Below are 17,324 nucleotides of genomic sequence, written 5' to 3' on the forward strand. Positions count from 1 at the left end.
TCTGCACTTCTGCTTTGATGTAAGCACACCCGACAAGTGATGTGCAACCGGATCGTCCAGATCCTTGTTGGATTTACCTTAGGGCCGAAAAACCCGCCAACGGGCCAAATTGCGACATGAGGCCGAAAGAAAGCGACTTAAATTACGCTACTTTTCAGATCAATTTTTTATCTAAAATGGCCATTTAAGAAATCAGCCGAATGTTATCGGAAACGCTGCAGCTGCATTCCTGGGGCGCCACATCCCACTGCCCCGCCGAACGAGAAACGCCAGCCCGATAGGCTAGCGTTTTATGGAAACTGGTGTCCTGAGAATCAGGCGCTTTGCAGCATGTCCTTTTCCTTGAGGATCTCATAACACTCATCAAGCGACTTGCGGGCGCGCTCAATAAGAGTGTCGATCTCGTCAGGCGTGATGACCAGCGGAGGAGAGATGATCATCCGATCACCGACGTGGCGCATGACCAGGTTGTTCGCAAAGCACCGCTCACGGCAGATATAGCCGACCGTACCTGCATCAGATGCAAAGGCCGCGCGTGCGGCTTTGTTGGGGGTCAGGGCAATCGATCCCATCATTCCAACAATCTTTGCTTCACCAACCAGGGGGTGATCTGTCAGCGCCTCCCATTTTTCCTTGAGATAGGGCGCAGCGACATCACGGACGTGACCGACGATATTCTCTTCCTCCAGAATACGCAGGTTTTCCAGCGCCACGGCAGAGGCCACCGGATGACCGGAGTAGGTATAGCCGTGGTTGAATTCACCCGAGCCGATCACCGCAGCAACTTCGTCGCTGACAATAGAACCGCCGATCGGGGCATAGCCCGACGACAGACCCTTGGCGATGGTCATGATATCCGGACGGATCCCCATGGTCTGGCTGCCGAACCAGTTGCCGGTCCGGCCAAACCCACAGATCACTTCGTCCGCGATCAGGAGGATCTCATACTTGTCACAGATACGCTGGATCTCAGGCCAGTAGGTCGTCGGCGGCACAATAACGCCCCCTGCCCCCTGGACCGGCTCTGCGATAAAGGCCGCGACACGGTCTTCGCCCAGCTCCAGAATTGCCTGTTCCAGCTCCTGTGCACGCGCCAGACCAAAATCTTCCGGGCTCATATCGCCGGCTTCAGCCCACCAGTTTGGCTGATTGATATGGTGGATATCCGGGATCGGCATTCCGCCCTGTTCGTGCATCGCACTCATACCACCAAGGCTGCCGCTGCCGACGGAGGAGCCGTGATAGGCGTTCTTGCGGCTGATGATAATCGATTTGGATGGCTTGTCCTTCAAGGCCCAGTAATGCCGAACCATTCGAATGTTGGTATCATTCGCTTCCGAACCGGAGCCCGCAAAGAAAACATGGTTCAACCCTTCAGGCGCCAGTTCGGCAATCTTTGCCGCCAAGGCGATTGCCGGTGCGTGGGTCGTCTGGAAGAACGTATTGTAATAAGGCAGCTCCCGCATCTGGCGCGCGGCGACATCTGCCAGCTCATCGCGACCATAGCCGATGTTGACGCACCAAAGGCCCGCCATCGCATCCAGAATTTCATGGCCCTCGCTGTCAGTAAGGGTGACGCCGCTGGCCCGTGTGATGACGCGCGCGCCCTTTTCAGCCAGTTCACCATTGGCAGTGAACGGATGCATGTGGTGGGCCGCGTCGAGGGCCTGAAGCTCTGCCGTGGGCAGGTGATTGGTGATCGCAGTCATGTGACGACTCCTGAGAAACAGATTGCGCCCAGAATATGATCAAATTTCACCATGTCAATCGAATCAGCTTCCCTGATCCAACCCCTGACTGACCTGTTCCATGCCCTGAGCCACGTCTCGCTCCATCGCGAGCGCCGCCAATTCCGCGTCCTTGCGAGTCAGCGCTTCGATGATGTCCTTGTGGCGGTCAGGGAAGCTCTGTGTGCCAAGGCGTCCGCACACCACGCGCAAGGAGGGACCGAACCGCAACCATAGCCGATCAGCAAGGTCGCTGAGGATAGGGGCATCAGCATGGGAATAGAGGCGGGTGTGGAACCGATAGTTCTGCACCAGATAGCCTGCCACGTCACCAGAAGAGATCGCCTTGTCCAGCGCGGCATCAATGGCTTCCAACTCAGCGATATCTTCAGCGCTCACCTTGCTTGTTGCAAGGCGGGCAAGCTGACATTCGATTGTTTTTCTTGCATAAATCAGCTCATCCAGATCGCTGTCCCGCAACAGCGGAACCGAAACGCGGCGATTTCCCTGGAACACCAATGCCCCATCAGAGATCAATCTGCGGATTGCCTCGCGGACAGGTGTCATGCCCGCGCCCAGCGACTCCACCAGCCCCTGGATCGTAACGGCCTGACCCGGCGCCAGTTCGCCAAATAGAATTTGGCCGCGCAAGGTCTGGTAGACGGTTTCATGCGCCGGCAATTTCGCACCGGGCTGAGCGTCGCTGGATGCGTCTGTCTGGGTCGGGTTCACCTTCGGAAATCCTCCTAAATTTTGGGCAGCTTGCACCAAGTTTCCCTAGGTGAAAACATAAACAGTATTGCCGAATGAGGCAAAACTTGATCAAATCCTTATCAGCCGGGCACGGAAACCGGCACGCACAGGGAGACATTTATGACACTGAAGACGATGACATTGACCGCCATCGTGGCGCTCAGCAGTGCGGCCGCCGTCGCAGAAGAGGTCCGCGTTTACAACTGGTCCGACTACATCGACGAAGACCTGCTGACCAAGTTCGAAGAAGAAACCGGCATCGAGCTGATCTATGACGTGTTCGACAGCAACGAACTGCTGGAAACGAAAATGCTGGCTGGTGGCTCCGGCTATGACGTCGTTGTACCGACCGGGTCCTTCCTGGCCCGGCAGATCCAGGCAGGCGCATTCCAGCCGCTGGACAAATCCAAGCTGAGCAACGCAGCCAACATGTGGGACGTGATCGAAGACCGCACCGCCCGCTATGACCCGGACAACGTCTATTCCATCAACTACATGTGGGGCACCACGGGCATCGGCGCCAACCTCGCCAAGGTCAAGGAAGTGTTGGGGGACGACGCCCCGATCGACTCTCTTGATCTGGTATTCAACCCGGACAACATGGCCAAGTTGGCAGAATGTGGTGTCTATTTCCTGGACGCCCCGGATGAGATGATTCCGGCGGCGCTGAAATACATCGGCGAAGACCCCAACAGCATGGACGCAGACGTGGTGGCAAAGGCCGAGCCAGTGCTGACCGCCGTGCGCCCGCACGTGAAGAAATTCCACTCGTCCGAGTACATCAACGCATTGGCAAACGGCGACATCTGTGTGGCCTTTGGCTGGTCCGGCGACATCCTGCAGGCCCGTGACCGCGCCGCCGAAGCCGACAATGGCGTTGAAATCGTCTACAACGCCCCCAAAGAAGGCGCGTTGATGTGGTTTGACCAGATGGCGATCCCTGTGGACGCCCCGAACCCTGAAGCGGCTCATAAGTTCCTGAACTTCATCATGGAAGCGCAGAACATGGCGGCGGCATCGAACTACGTCTATTACGCCAACGGAAACAAGGCGAGCCAGGAGTTCCTCGAAGAGGATGTGATCGGCGATCCGGCGATCTACCCGAACGAAGAGACCCTGCAGAACCTCTATATCAAGGAAGCCTACCCGCCGAAGGTACAGCGCAAGGCAACCCGGATGTGGACCAAGGTGAAATCCGGCACCTGATCCGGATCAGCAGATAGTTTGGGGCGGTCTTGCAGACTGCCCCATCCTCCGCTTTGCGGGAGCGCGGCACCCGGCTGACGCACTGTGCCCGTTTCCTCCCAACCACAAGACCAGACGTGGGGGCCAATCTTGACCATTCCCGTATTCGAACCCTGGAACGATCCAGAGGCCAAGCCTCTGATCCAATTCCAGAATGTGACCAAGCGCTTTGGTGAATTCACCGCGATTGATGATCTCACTCTCGGCATTTACGAACGGGAGTTCTTTGCGCTTCTGGGCCCGTCTGGCTGTGGCAAAACCACCATGATGCGGATGTTGGCGGGGTTCGAGACCCCAACCGACGGAAAGATCTATCTCTCAGGTCAGGACATCGCCCCCGTCCCGCCGAACAAGCGGCTGGTCAACATGATGTTCCAGTCCTACGCGCTGTTTCCCCACCTTAGCATCTGGGACAATATTGCCTTTGGTCTCAAGCGGGAAAACAAACCGAAACATGACATCGAAGAACGGGTGCAGGAAATGCTGCGCCTGACACGGCTTGAGAAATTCGCCCGCCGCAAACCGCACCAGATTTCAGGTGGGCAACGCCAGCGTGTCGCACTTGCCAGATCACTGGCTAAAGCACCAAAACTCCTGCTCCTGGATGAACCCCTTGGCGCGCTCGACAAGAAGCTGCGTCAGGATACCCAGTTTGAGCTGATGGACATCCAAGAAAAGACCGGAACGACCTTTGTGATCGTAACCCACGACCAGGAAGAGGCGATGACCGTCGCCTCGCGTGTTGCGGTGATGGACAACGGCAAACTGGTCCAGGTCGCGACCCCGGATCGGATCTATGAAAACCCGAACTCAGTATATGTGGCGGATTTCATCGGTGACGTGAACATCATAGAAGGTACGGCAAAACCGACCGGCCCCGATCAATACGACATCGCCTGGAAAGAGGGCGCCGAGCCGCTGAATGTCAAAAGCCAGAACAGCTTTTCTGACGGACAGACCTGTCATCTGGCAATCCGCCCCGAGAAAGTCACCATCAGCGCAGACAAACCCGCTGATGCCGACAATGCGGTGCAGGGGCGCGTTCTGGACATCGCGTATCTGGGCAACATCTCTACCTATCACGTAGAGTTGCCTACCGGTGCGGTGATCAAAGCGCAGACCGCAAACACCCGTCGTATCGCCCGCCGCGCCTTTACCTGGGAAGACCCGGTCTGGCTGTCTTGGACAGCCACCGCCGGTGTTCTGCTGGCTGAATGATGCGCCGCTTCGTCCTTATCGCAATTCCCTATCTTTGGCTGTTGGCGCTGTTTTTGGTGCCATTTGCCATCGTGTTCAAAATCGCGCTGTCGGACGCGGCAATTGCCCGTCCTCCCTACTTCCCTCAGTTTGACTGGGTCGAAGGGATCGGCGCATTTCTGGCAGAGCTCGACTTTGAGAACTTCGTCTGGCTGACAGAGGATGATCTATACTGGAAAGCCTATCTCAGCTCTCTGCGGATCGCCGTCATTTCCACGTTCCTGACGCTCTTGGTTGGCTATCCGATGGCCTACGGCATGGCGCGTGCGCCTGAGGAATGGCGCCCAACGCTAATGATGCTGGTGATCCTGCCGTTTTGGACATCCTTCCTGATCCGCGTCTACGCCTGGATGGGTATCCTGTCGAACGAGGGGCTGCTGAACCAGTTCCTGATCTGGACCGGCCTGATCGACAGCCCACTGACCATTCTGAATACGAATACGGCAGTCTATATCGGCATCGTCTACACCTATTTGCCATTTATGATCCTGCCTATCTATTCGGCGCTGGAACGGTTGGATGGCTCGCTGATCGAAGCGGCAGAAGATCTGGGATGTTCGCGGCTGCAAGCCTTTTGGCTGGTTACCATCCCGCTGTCGCGCGCGGGGATCATCGCAGGGTGTTTCCTCGTCTTCATTCCGACATTGGGTGAATTTGTCATTCCTTCACTGCTTGGCGGCTCTGACACGCTGATGATCGGCAAAGTGCTGTGGGAAGAGTTCTTCTCCAACCGTGACTGGCCGGTGGCCTCTGCGGTGGCGGTGGTCCTGCTGCTGCTGTTGATCGTCCCCATCGTTCTGTTCCAGCGGAACCAGCAAAAGCAGCAGGAGGCGGAACAATGAACAGATTGAGCTGGTTCAACACCGTATCACTGACGCTGGGCTTTGCGTTCCTCTATATCCCCATGGTGATCCTGATCATCTTCAGCTTCAACGAAAGCAAGTTGGTCACGGTCTGGGGTGGCTTTTCTGCCAAATGGTATGGCGAGCTTCTTCAGAACGAGTCCTTTTTGCAGGCTGCATGGGTCACACTGAAGGTGGCGGTGCTGTCCTCTACCCTCGCCACCGTCCTTGGCACCATGGCGGCCTATGTTCTGGTTCGCGGCGGCCGTTTCCTGGGCCGCACCCTGTTTTCCGGCATGATCTACGCACCGCTGGTGATGCCCGAGGTGATCACCGGCCTGTCGCTGCTCTTGTTGTTCATCGGCATCGGACTGGATCGTGGCGTGATGACCATTGTGCTAGCGCATACCACATTTGCGATGTGTTATGTCTCAGTGGTTGTTTCCTCCCGACTGATTACATTTGATCGCTCCCTGGAGGAGGCCGCGCTTGATCTTGGCTGTTCGCAGGCAGAAGCGTTTCGCCTTGTGACCCTCCCAATCATTGCCCCGGCAGTAATATCGGGCTGGCTTTTGGCCTTTACCCTGTCTTTGGACGATCTCGTGATTGCATCGTTTACCGCCGGCCCATCGGCGACCACTCTCCCGATCAAGATCTTTTCGGCAGTACGTCTGGGCGTCAGCCCCGAGATCAACGCACTTTCGACAATTATGATCGCGATCGTGACTGTTGGGGTCGTGACAGCCTCCTTGGTGACAAAGCGCCAAATGGTGCGTCAACGCCGGGATGAACAGAACGCTGAACGTTCGTAGCACAGTGAATTCGAGCCAAAGGAGCGCCTGATCAGGCGCTCCTTTTCATATCCACTCAGGTGATCGTATCAGGCCCAAACGCTCCAGCTGCTCCGGCCCGTCATAGCGAACCGCCCCTTCGTGCCAGAGAACCGGAGAGGTGACGATCTTGTCATAGTATTCATCAAACAGCTCAGGCTGGTGAAAATGCTCGCGGCGCAGTTTTTCAATCCGGGATTTATGCACCACTTCGGGCAGGAATTTTGTGTGCAGAAGAGCCCCGGATGCCATTGCCCCACCCGGCCCGTCATACAGGCTGTTCAGGCGTCGTGGCAGCGCCGCATGGGTCGAGTTGGTGTAGGCAAACCGCCGGTTCCACTTGATCAATGGCACCTTGTTCAGCGTGGGCGACCGGCGCGGATCTTGGGCAAAAAACACCCGCTCACGTATCCCACCCTGAACCCAGAGATTCCCGCGTGGCCTCTGCCGCTTTGCTCGATAGGGGCCGGGATCGAACCATGGCAATGTATGGCGCGGGTCATCAGCCGGGTCATGGGCGACGCCCGCGAGCGCCCCTTTGGGAAATAGATCCAGCATCAATGCGCCAAACCCCTGCTTGCCCTGCTGATCAAGAAGGCGGGTCAATCCACGCAGCCCATGCTCTGTGTCTCCGGGAAACACCAGAAGTTCGTCAGCATCAACACTGAGACACCAGCGGCCATGACCAAAGCGTATCTGTAGCCAGCCCGCCCAATCCAGCCCGAACCGTGACGCGCGATAGCTCGCCCCGGTCTGCCAGAGAGAGACATCAGACTGCGCAGCCAAGAACTCGGCGCTGCCATCATCGCTGTTGTTGTCGACCATCAGGAAATGATCGATCCCCAACGCGCGGTAGAAAGACAAGAAATGGGGCAGCCGGGTGATTTCGTTGCGCAACACGGTGATTGCAAGGATCGCCTCGGGCTGCAGGTCGTGGGTTCTGTCAACGACCTGCCGCAAGTCGCGCCGCGCACGAAATGACCCCCACAGCAACCGCCGCCGCTGCCAGCGCAGCCGGTAGGCCGCCACCAAGGAAATCGGCGGCAGACCAGAGACATGAGACCGTACAGGCGACGGCCCGACCATCCTAGCGCTCGTAGTTGCCGGCCTTATGCCAGCGCCATGCGTCCGCAATCATGGTCTCCAGATCGGAACGCGAAGGTGTCCAGCCAAGGATTGTCGCCGCACGAACAGAACCGGAAACCAGTTTGGTGCAATCCCCGCCACGGCGTGGGCCAACGGTATGAGGAACAGGCTTGCCGGTCACTTCTGCGGCCTTGTCCATCACTTCGCGCACGGAAAACCCTGTGCCCGTCCCCAGATTGAACACTTGACTGTCTTTGCCGTCCTGCAACCACTTGAGCCCCAGAACATGCGCATCAACCAGATCACAGACATGTACATAGTCCCGCACACATGTACCGTCCGGCGTATCATAGTCCGTGCCAAAGATCGTCAGCGCATCGCGTTTTCCATCAATTGCATCCAGCACCAACGGAACAAGGTGGGTTTCAGGGCGGTGGAACTCGCCAACCTCTGCTTCAGGATCGGCGCCCGCAACGTTGAAATAGCGGAAGATCACCGAACGCAGCCCGTGAGAGGCCCCAAAATCGCGCAGGATATCCTCAACCGCGCGCTTGGACGCGCCATATGCGTTCAGCGGGTGTTGCGGTGTGCTTTCATCCAGCACGACATTGTCATGTTCACCGTAGGTCGCGCAGGTCGAAGAGAACACGAAATCAAGGCAGCCCGCCGCGACTGCGGCTTCGATCAGTGTCAGGGATCCACCGACGTTGTTCGACCAGTAACGACCCGGCTCGCTCATTGCCTCGCCCACCTGACTGAGCGCAGCAAAATGCATGACGGCAACTGGTTGGTAAGTCGCAAAAACTTCGTCCAGACGCGCACGATCATTCAAATCGCCCTTCTCGAAGGGGCCGAATTTGACCGCATCCTCCCAACCGGTGACGAGGTTGTCGTATGTGACCGGGACAAAGCCAGCCGCGCGCAGAGCCTTGCAGGCATGGGAGCCGATATAACCCGCACCGCCAGTTACCAAAATATGTGTCAAAACTATCTCTTCCTGCTCAAAAGGCCGGACACATCTGCCCGGCCTGTTCATCACGTTTCTACATCAGCAGCGCCGCAGCGCGAAGACCTGATTACTGCGCGGCTTTGCTAACCTGCGCGATCTCCGTGATGTAGTTCATCAGATCGTCCCGCAGCTCGTCCCGTGCAAGGGCAAAGGCAACCGTCGCCTGAAGGAAGCCAGCCTTGGAGCCACAGTCAAACCGCTGACCGCGGAAACGGTAACCGTAAACCGGCACATCCGCAGCGATGTCCTCGGCAATTGCATCCGTCAGCTGGATCTCTCCACCCGCGCCCTGCTTTTTCTTGTTCAGATTGCGCAGCACCGATGGCGCCAGAATGTAGCGACCGATAACAGCCAGATTGGAGGGCGCCTCGTCCGCATTGGGCTTTTCGACCATACCGTTCACGGAAACCACAGAACCCATGTCCTCTTTGACATCAAGCACACCATAAGAGGACGTCTTCTCGGGTGGGACTTCCATCGCGGCGACCATGTTGCCACCCGTTTCCTCGTAGGCTTCGACCATCTGTTTCAGGCAGGGCGTTTCAGCCGCAATGACGTCATCCGGCAGGATCACGGCGAAGGGCTCGTTTGCGATCAGGCGTCGCGCACACCAGACAGCGTGCCCCAGACCAAGCGCCTGATGCTGACGGATATAGGCAATCGCGCCCGAATCCATGTTCGTGCCTTTCAGGATCTCAAGCAGATCATCCTTGCCTTTGCGACGCAGCTCCTGCTCCAGGATCGGCGAGTGGTCAAAGTAATCCTCCAGCGCACCCTTGCCACGGGACGTGACAAAGATGAACTCCTTGATACCGGCCTCGCGGGCCTCGTCGATCGCGTATTGCACCAGCGGACGGTCAACCAGCGTCATGATTTCCTTGGGGACCGATTTCGTCGCGGGGAGAAACCGCGTGCCAAGGCCCGCTACAGGAAAAATCGCCTTCGTTACTTTTCTACGCATAGTGCACCACTCTCTTTATCTGTTTTTAGGCTGCGCGATCGAAACCGCCGCCCTTTAGAACCAACTACCGTGACAAATCTGTGTTGAGATCAGTCAACCGAATATACCCGCGTGTCGTCAACGCCTCGGACATGGTTCGTTTGGTTCTAACGCTGCTCTTTTGTATATTAATTGCGGCTTTTGGCTTATTTGTGGCCCATCTTCCGCATCATCGCCTCAATCACCGGGACATCTTCGGGGTTGTTCAGCTCCCAGAACTCCCGCCCTTTCGCTTCGACTTCCACGCAGAGAATCTTGCGGCCGTTTTCCAGGAAACGAAGCTGCTCCAGACCTTCCAGCGTTTCCAATGGGCCAACCGGCCAGCCGGGATAAGCTGCCAGCGCGTCAGGGCGATAGGCATAGACGCCCACATGGTGAAACACAGGTGTCGGCTCGTCATCGCCATACGTCGCTGAGGTGAATGGAACCACCTCCTTGGAAAAATACAGCGCATTGTTGTCGCGACCAAAGACTGCCGTCGTTCCCCCAACCCGGCCTGCTTTGCGGTCAGCAAGAAGGCTGTTCAGCATCGCGCCCTCACAGCGCAGAACCGGCGTGGCCAGCCCCTTGTCCGGGGCGCCTCGCAGACCACTGACCAGATCTTCGACAAACCAATGCGGCGTCAACGGGGCATCCCCCTGCAGGTTGACCACGATATCATAGCCGCCCCCCAGGTTCGCCAGGGCCTCTGCACAGCGTTCTGTACCGTTCGCGCAGCTTTCAGAGGTCATGACCACCTCAGCGCCGAACCCTTCCGCTGCGGTGCGGATCCGGTCGTCATCCGTCGCAACGACAACACGGTCGACACCAGTGACAGCCATCGCCGCACGCCAGGATCGTTCGATCAGCGTCAGACTGTCACCATCAGCGCCGGTCAGCGAAACAAGCGGTTTGCCTGGATACCGGGTCGAAGCGTAGCGGGCGGGAATAACGATCAGGACAGACATCAGGCTTTTTTCAACTCCACACCGGGGGCATAGGCGATGAAGAACGGGTTGGCATAGCCGTCTTTGCCATAGCTGAGCGGGCTGTGGTCGTCAAAACGCACGACTTTGCCGCCTGCACCGCCAAGAACGGCATGACCGGCAGCTGTGTCCCACTCCATCGTGCGGCCAACCCGTGGGTAGAGATCTGCCTCACCGGTGGCGACCAGACAGAACTTGAGCGACGATCCCGCGCTCTTGCTGTCTTTCACGGCATATTTGTTGATGTAATCATCCGTTGCCTGATCCCGATGGGACTTTGACGCAACCACCATCAGGGCGCTGTTGTCGCTGTCTGCCACGCGGATCGCCTTGGTCTCGCCAATGGTATCCGGATCAAACGCGCCTGTTTCCTCAACCGCCGAGCCATCCGCGAGGGTAAAGAACATCCGCTCGCGCGCAGGTGCATAGACCACCCCACGGGTCGGCACACCTTTTTCCACCAGCGCGATATTGACGGTAAAATCGCCCCGACGGTGGATGAATTCCTTGGTGCCGTCCAGCGGGTCAACAATCAGGAAAGTGTCCCCAGACGTGCTGTGAGAGTCAGCCTGCTCTTCGGTCACCAGCATGACATCGGGAAATGCCGCGCGCAGACCTGCAGAGATCAGGGCGTCTGCGGCCTCATCGGCTTCTGTGACGGGGCTTTCGTCGGATTTGACCTTAACCTCGAACTCGTCCGAGTTGTAGATCTCCATGATCTTGGCACCGGCTTCGATCGCCAGGCGGCGCATCACCGGAATAAGGTCATCATAGGTCACGAAAGATCTCCCCCCATATGGGTTTAGTTGATTACAGCTGTTGCCCCCCTTATGATCGGGCGACAACGGAACAGCAAGATTTCCGTGATAACGATAAGATCAGTAAGCAGAGTTTCACCGAAGCAGGCCCGGCAAAGCAGCAAACATGTTCCAACAGCGCCTTCACAGATCCCGGTTCGGCGGCTTTCTCGCGATGAGCGAGGTCGTCTACCATTCGGTTGGGCGCAGCGTGCGATCAAAACACAACAACGCCTTTATCGCCTTGGGTCTGAACCTGATGCAGGCTGTGATGTTCGTGCTGGTTTTCTATGCGATGTTTGCGATTCTCGGCATGCGCGGCTCGGCCATCCGGGGTGATTTTCTGCTCTACGTGATGTCTGGCATTTTCTTGTTCCTCACCCACGCCAAGGCGGTGGGCGCCGTCGCCGGCGCCGAGGGGCCAAGCAGCCCGATGATGCAACATGCGCCGATGAATACCATCGTGGCGATTCTCTCTGCGGCGCTTGGATCGCTTTACATTCAGATCATGTCGCTCGTGATTATCCTGTTTGTTTACCATGTGGCCTTTACCCCGATCGAGATAGAACAACCTATCGCGGCCTTTGGCATGGTGCTGTTGTCCTGGATCACGGGCGCTGCCGTGGGCCTTGTGCTGCTGGTGATGAAACCCTGGGCACCCGGCGTTGTCGGCATCATCTCGACGATCTACCAGCGCGCCAACATGATCGCATCGGGCAAGATGTTTCTGGCCAATACATTGCCCAGCTTCATGCTGGCCATGTTTGACTGGAATCCCCTGTTTCACTGCATCGATCAGGCACGGGGGTTCGTGTTCATCAACTACAACCCCCACTACAGCAACTGGGAATATGCCGCATGGGTTGCCCTGGTGCTTATCATGCTTGGCCTGATGGGTGAATTCTACACCCGTCGCCGTGCCTCGATCAGCTGGAATGCAAAACGCTGATAGCCTGCCTTCACGTGACCACCCGCAAGGTCAGATTGATGCGTCCCCCTTTCGGCAACAGCCGGGAAGATTTGAACCGGATCCGATCGACCCCATGGTAGGTGAGCCGCGCCTCACCGCCCATCAGCACCACGTCACCTGAGTTGAGCCAAACCGTATCGGTCTTGCCACCCCGGCTTTGATTACCGATCCGCAATAGCCCGTCATCACCAAGAGAGATCGACACAACCGGAAAGGAAAAATCGGCTTCATCTTTGTCCTGATGCAGCCCCATCCGTGCGCCTTCTCCGTAATAGTTGATGAGACAGCAATCCGGTTCACGCTCCAGTCCGGTCACGTCAGACCAGATTTTCAGGATCTCCTGCGGGATCTCGGGCCAGGTCCTTCCTGAAGGGTGACGGTCTTCGTAGCGGTAGCCGTCTTGGTCACTGATCCAGCCAAACGCCCCTGCGGAGGTCATCCGGACCGACATCTTTCCACCCCCCGGCACTTCAGGCGAGAACAATGGCGCAGCGCGCAGAACCGGACGCAGGCATTCAATCAGCTGTTGCTGTGCAGCGCCGTCCAGATAGGGCTTTTGCAGTTCAAACCCGCGCAACCGCAGCTTGGTCATGGCTTTAGTCCGTTCTTAACCAATCCCCTGCCAAAAAGCGCAGCAATTCGCGAAACAGGACGCGATCAGGCGGTTGCAGGGGCCTTTTCTGCTCCCTATATACGCCGGGAAGCGGTGAAGTGCAGACCGAACCGCAAATGAATCGGGGCCCGAATGCCAAAATGGGTTCAGGCCTCGGGTAATCGCCTTGATAGAAAATAAGGGATCGAAAATGAGCAAAGTTATCGGCATCGACCTCGGCACCACAAACTCCTGTGTTGCCATCATGGACGGCTCGCAGCCCCGCGTTATCGAAAACGCCGAGGGCGCACGTACCACCCCCTCCATCGTGGCCTTCACCGACGAAGAGCGTCTGGTAGGTCAGCCGGCAAAACGCCAGGCTGTCACCAACCCCGACAACACCGTCTTCGGTGTAAAGCGCCTGATCGGCCGCCGGTTCGACGACGCGGACCTGGCCAAAGACAAGAAAAACCTGCCCTTCGCCGTGGTGAATGGCGGCAATGGTGACGCATGGGTCGAAGCGAAGGGTGAGAAGTACTCCCCGTCGCAGATCTCCGCGTTCATCCTGGGCAAAATGAAAGAGACCGCCGAATCCTATCTCGGCGAAGAAGTAACCCAGGCCGTTATCACCGTGCCTGCCTACTTCAACGACGCTCAGCGTCAGGCGACCAAAGACGCCGGTAAAATCGCCGGTCTGGAAGTGCTACGCATCATCAACGAACCGACCGCGGCTGCTCTGGCCTACGGTCTGGACAAGGAAAACACCCAAACCATCGCGGTCTATGACCTTGGCGGCGGTACCTTCGACGTGACCATTCTGGAAATCGACGATGGCCTGTTTGAGGTGAAATCCACCAACGGTGACACCTTCCTGGGTGGCGAAGACTTTGACATGCGCATCGTCTCCTACCTGGCGGACGAGTTCAAAAAAGAGCACGGCGTCGATCTGACCAAAGACAAGATGGCCCTGCAGCGTCTGAAAGAAGCTGCCGAGAAAGCCAAGATCGAGCTGTCCTCCTCCAGCCAGACCGAGATCAACCAGCCGTTCATCTCGATGGACCCGTCCTCTGGCCAGCCGCTGCACATGGTCATGAAACTGACCCGTGCCAAGCTGGAAAGCCTGGTGGGTGATCTGATCAAGAACTCGCTGAAGCCTTGCGCTGCCGCTCTGAAAGACGCTGGCCTCTCCGCATCCGACGTGGACGAAGTCGTTCTGGTTGGCGGTATGACCCGCATGCCGAAAGTCATCGAAGAGGTCACCAAATTCTTCGGTAAAGAGCCGCACAAGGGTGTGAACCCGGATGAGGTTGTTGCCATGGGCGCGGCCATTCAGGCCGGCGTTCTGCAGGGCGACGTGAAGGACGTGGTTCTTCTGGACGTTACCCCGCTGTCCCTCGGCATCGAAACTCTGGGCGGTGTCTTCACCCGTCTGATCGACCGCAACACCACCATCCCGACCAAGAAGTCGCAGGTGTTCTCGACCGCGGAAGACAACCAGAACGCCGTGACCATTCGTGTGTTCCAGGGCGAGCGTGAGATGGCCGCAGACAACAAGATGCTCGGCCAGTTCAACCTTGAAGACATCCCGCCCGCACCGCGCGGCATGCCGCAGATCGAAGTGACCTTCGACATTGACGCAAACGGCATCGTGTCCGTTGGCGCCAAGGACAAGGCGACTGGCAAAGAACAGAACATCACCATCCAGGCATCTGGCGGTCTGTCCGACGAGGACATCGAAAAGATGGTCAAGGACGCCGAGGACAACGCCGAGGCGGACAAGGAACGTCGCGAGCTGATCGAAGCCAAGAACCAGGCCGAAAGCCTGATCCACTCCACCGAGAAATCGATGGAAGAGCATGGCGACAAGGTTGACCCGACCACCATCGAGGCAATCGAACTGGCGATCGCAGCGCTGAAAGACGATCTCGAAAACGAGAAGTCCAACGCCGAGAAGATCAAAGCCGGTGTTCAGAACGTGACCGAAGCAGCCATGAAGCTGGGTGAGGCGATCTACAAGGCAAGCCAGGAAGAAGCCGCAGATGAACCTGCTGCTGCTGACGACTCGGCGGGCCCCGGTGACGATGACATTGTCGATGCCGAATTCGAAGACCTGGACGACAACAAGCGTTAAGGTCTGATTTGGCCAAAGCGGGCCGGTCCGTACTCCGGGCCGGCCCGCTTTCGTTGCGGCAAGAGGGGTATTCCGATGTCCAAACGTGATTATTACGACATTCTCGGGGTGGCCAAAGGGGCGTCCGCCGACGAAATCAAAAAGGGCTTTCGCAAGAAGGCCAAAGAACTGCACCCCGACCGGAACTCCGACAATCCGGACGCAGAGGCGCAGTTTAAAGAGGCCAATGAGGCCTACGACGTCCTGAAAGACCCAGAGAAGAAAGCAGCCTACGACCGCTACGGTCATGCCGCGTTTGAAAACGGCATGGGCGGGGGGCAACGTCCGGGTGGCGGTCAGGGCTTTGGCGGTGGAGATTTCTCCTCGGCCTTCTCCGATGTATTCGACGACCTGTTCGGCGACTTCATGGGCGGTCGCGGCGGGGCTGGTGGCCGTCAACGCGCCGCGCGCGGGTCTGATCTGCGATACAACCTGCGGATCAACCTGGAAGAGGCATTCTCGGGCCTCCACAAAACCATCAACGTGCCCACCGCAGTGGCCTGTGGCTCCTGTGAGGGCACCGGTGCAGAGGGTGGCGTAGAGCCGACGACCTGCCCTACCTGCTCTGGCATGGGCAAGGTGCGCGCGCAGCAGGGCTTCTTTACCGTCGAACGCACCTGTCCGACGTGTTCTGGTCTCGGCCAGATCATCAAGAACCCATGTAAATCCTGCCAGGGCCACGGCCGCGTTGAGAAAGAGCGGTCTCTTTCTGTGAACATCCCGGCAGGTGTGGAAACCGGCACCCGCATTCGTCTCGCAGGCGAAGGCGAAGCAGGCATGCGCGGCGGTCCTCCGGGTGATCTCTACATCTTTGTGGAAGTGGCGGCGCACGACCTGTTTGAGCGTGACGGCAACAACCTCTACTGCCGTGTGCCTGTGTCGATGGCCAAAGCTGCACTGGGCGGAGCCATCGAGGTGCCGACAATCGACGGTGGGCGCGGTCGCGTTCAAATCCCCGAGGGCAGCCAGTCAGGCCGCCAGATGCGTCTGCGTGGCAAGGGCATGCCAGCCCTGCGCGGCGGCGCAACCGGCGACATGTTCATCGAGCTGGCCGTAGAGACGCCCGTCAACCTTACATCGCGCCAGAAAGAAATCTTGCGCGAATTCGAGGAGCTGTCAGAGGACAACACCAACCCGGAAAGTCGAAGCTTCTTTTCTTCGGTCAAAAGCTTCTGGGACGGGATGAAAGGCTGATCCTGCACAGATCGACAGAAACGAGAAAGCGCCCCAGATCGGGGCGCTTTTTTTGTGGGTTTTACGCGCTGAACAAGCAGAGCCGCGCGTCGATTAATTTTCTGTCAACCATGATGGCGGAGCATGGATCATGGCAAAAGGTCCCGCATTTGAGGAGATTTCGCTGCCGCTGTTCTCCCAAAGCTCAGCGAAGGCAGGTGAGCGGGGAAAACAACCCTCTTACATCCGCGATCATCGCGCCCGTCTCCGGCAACGCTTCATGGATGGTGGGGCAACTGCGGTTCCGGACTATGAACTCTTGGAACTGATCCTGTTCCGCTCCATCCCGCGCCGGGACGTCAAACCCATTGCCCGGATATTGTTGGATCGGTTCGGTGACTTCAACAGGGTCATCACCGCCCCACCAGAGCGGCTGGCGCAAATTCCTGGTATCGGAGAGGCGGTCATTACCGATCTCAAGGTGCTGGAGGCCGCCGCCCATCGGATGGCCCGTGCCAAGGTGATGCAACGCCATGTTCTGTCATCTTGGGACGCCTTGCTGGACTATTGCCATACGGTGATGGCTCATCGCGAGACCGAACAGTTTCGGGTTTTGTTTCTGGACCGCAAAAACTGCCTCATCGCGGATGAAGAACAGGCAAAGGGGACGGTCGACCACGTGCCTGTCTACCCCCGCGAGATCGCGAAACGGGCGCTGGAGCTCAACGCTTCCGCGCTCATTCTGGTGCACAACCATCCATCAGGAGATCCAAGCCCCTCGGCAAGCGACATTGCAATGACCGACCGTATCCTGCAGGCGCTGGATGCCTTGGGGATCACGCTGCATGATCATCTCATCATCGGGAAATCCAGCGAGCTGAGCTTTCGCTCTTCCGGATACCTCTGAG

16 protein-coding genes are annotated in these 17,324 nt (G+C 57.7%); 8 read left to right on the forward strand and 8 right to left on the reverse strand.

Features of this window, described 5'->3' with window-relative positions; all coding sequences use genetic code 11:
• Positions 1–314: 314 nt before the first annotated feature.
• The gene (locus KUV39_RS12965; protein WP_008563194.1) at positions 315–1,709 is read right to left on the reverse strand and encodes an aspartate aminotransferase family protein; all 1,395 of its coding nucleotides are present in this window, start codon (positions 1,707–1,709) and stop codon (positions 315–317) included.
• 63 nt (positions 1,710–1,772) lie between these two features.
• Positions 1,773–2,459 (reverse strand): GntR family transcriptional regulator, encoded by a 687-nt coding sequence (locus tag KUV39_RS12970; protein ID WP_222459965.1) that lies wholly within the window; start codon positions 2,457–2,459, stop codon positions 1,773–1,775.
• Positions 2,460–2,600: 141 nt separating this feature from the next.
• Here KUV39_RS12970 and KUV39_RS12975 point away from each other — a divergent pair, with 141 nt between their 5' ends.
• From KUV39_RS12975 to KUV39_RS12990, 4 genes are all read left to right on the forward strand, one after another.
• On the forward strand, positions 2,601–3,686 hold the full coding sequence (locus tag KUV39_RS12975) for a polyamine ABC transporter substrate-binding protein (RefSeq protein ID WP_222459966.1): 1,086 nt from the start codon (positions 2,601–2,603) through the stop codon (positions 3,684–3,686).
• 129 nt (positions 3,687–3,815) lie between these two features.
• Complete coding sequence (locus KUV39_RS12980; RefSeq protein WP_046211496.1) at positions 3,816–4,943, forward strand: ABC transporter ATP-binding protein; 1,128 nt, start codon at positions 3,816–3,818, stop codon at positions 4,941–4,943.
• Positions 4,943–5,824, forward strand: a complete 882-nt coding sequence (locus KUV39_RS12985) for an ABC transporter permease subunit (protein ID WP_008559599.1) — start codon at positions 4,943–4,945, stop codon at positions 5,822–5,824. The genes KUV39_RS12980 and KUV39_RS12985 overlap by 1 nt, the downstream gene beginning before the upstream one ends.
• The gene (locus KUV39_RS12990) at positions 5,821–6,636 is read left to right on the forward strand and encodes an ABC transporter permease (protein ID WP_168577891.1); all 816 of its coding nucleotides are present in this window, start codon (positions 5,821–5,823) and stop codon (positions 6,634–6,636) included. Before KUV39_RS12985 ends, KUV39_RS12990 begins: the two co-directional genes overlap by 4 nt.
• A gap of 45 nt (positions 6,637–6,681) precedes the next feature.
• Here KUV39_RS12990 and KUV39_RS12995 read toward each other — a convergent pair whose 3' ends face one another.
• The 5 genes from KUV39_RS12995 to cysQ all read right to left on the reverse strand — a co-directional run bounded on the left by KUV39_RS12995 (position 6,682) and on the right by cysQ (position 11,493).
• The gene (locus KUV39_RS12995; RefSeq protein ID WP_222459967.1) at positions 6,682–7,740 is read right to left on the reverse strand and encodes a glycosyltransferase family 2 protein; all 1,059 of its coding nucleotides are present in this window, start codon (positions 7,738–7,740) and stop codon (positions 6,682–6,684) included.
• A gap of 1 nt (position 7,741) precedes the next feature.
• A complete protein-coding gene (galE, locus tag KUV39_RS13000) occupies positions 7,742–8,725 on the reverse strand; it encodes a UDP-glucose 4-epimerase GalE (RefSeq protein ID WP_050674321.1) in 984 nt (327 codons plus the stop codon).
• Between the two features lie 91 nt (positions 8,726–8,816).
• On the reverse strand, positions 8,817–9,710 hold the full coding sequence (galU, locus tag KUV39_RS13005; protein ID WP_046211492.1) for a UTP--glucose-1-phosphate uridylyltransferase GalU: 894 nt from the start codon (positions 9,708–9,710) through the stop codon (positions 8,817–8,819).
• Between the two features lie 185 nt (positions 9,711–9,895).
• Complete coding sequence (locus tag KUV39_RS13010; protein ID WP_050674320.1) at positions 9,896–10,696, reverse strand: 3-deoxy-manno-octulosonate cytidylyltransferase family protein; 801 nt, start codon at positions 10,694–10,696, stop codon at positions 9,896–9,898.
• Entirely contained in the window at positions 10,696–11,493 is a 798-nt protein-coding gene (gene cysQ / locus KUV39_RS13015; RefSeq protein ID WP_222459968.1) for a 3'(2'),5'-bisphosphate nucleotidase CysQ, read from the reverse strand. The genes KUV39_RS13010 and cysQ overlap by 1 nt, the downstream gene beginning before the upstream one ends.
• A gap of 145 nt (positions 11,494–11,638) precedes the next feature.
• On the opposite strand from cysQ, the gene KUV39_RS13020 reads away from it, so the two are divergent.
• Positions 11,639–12,460 (forward strand): ABC transporter permease, encoded by an 822-nt coding sequence (locus tag KUV39_RS13020; protein WP_222459969.1) that lies wholly within the window; start codon positions 11,639–11,641, stop codon positions 12,458–12,460.
• Between the two features lie 10 nt (positions 12,461–12,470).
• Here KUV39_RS13020 and KUV39_RS13025 read toward each other — a convergent pair whose 3' ends face one another.
• Positions 12,471–13,073, reverse strand: a complete 603-nt coding sequence (locus KUV39_RS13025; protein ID WP_008561028.1) for an alpha-ketoglutarate-dependent dioxygenase AlkB family protein — start codon at positions 13,071–13,073, stop codon at positions 12,471–12,473.
• A 211-nt stretch (positions 13,074–13,284) separates the two neighbouring features.
• Between KUV39_RS13025 and dnaK the strand changes: the two genes are divergently transcribed.
• The 3 genes from dnaK to radC all read left to right on the forward strand — a co-directional run bounded on the left by dnaK (position 13,285) and on the right by radC (position 17,323).
• Entirely contained in the window at positions 13,285–15,204 is a 1,920-nt protein-coding gene (dnaK, locus tag KUV39_RS13030) for a molecular chaperone DnaK (RefSeq protein WP_008563286.1), read from the forward strand.
• A 75-nt stretch (positions 15,205–15,279) separates the two neighbouring features.
• Positions 15,280–16,437 carry a molecular chaperone DnaJ gene (dnaJ, locus tag KUV39_RS13035; RefSeq protein WP_008561697.1) on the forward strand — a complete coding sequence of 386 codons (1,158 nt, stop codon included), beginning with the start codon at positions 15,280–15,282 and terminating at the stop codon, positions 16,435–16,437.
• 130 nt (positions 16,438–16,567) lie between these two features.
• The gene (radC, locus tag KUV39_RS13040) at positions 16,568–17,323 is read left to right on the forward strand and encodes a RadC family protein (RefSeq protein ID WP_222459970.1); all 756 of its coding nucleotides are present in this window, start codon (positions 16,568–16,570) and stop codon (positions 17,321–17,323) included.
• The last annotated feature ends 1 nt before the right edge of the window (position 17,324 follow it).

Origin of the sequence: Phaeobacter italicus, assembly GCF_019801785.1 — a bacterium.
Classification (GTDB): domain Bacteria; phylum Pseudomonadota; class Alphaproteobacteria; order Rhodobacterales; family Rhodobacteraceae; genus Phaeobacter; species Phaeobacter italicus.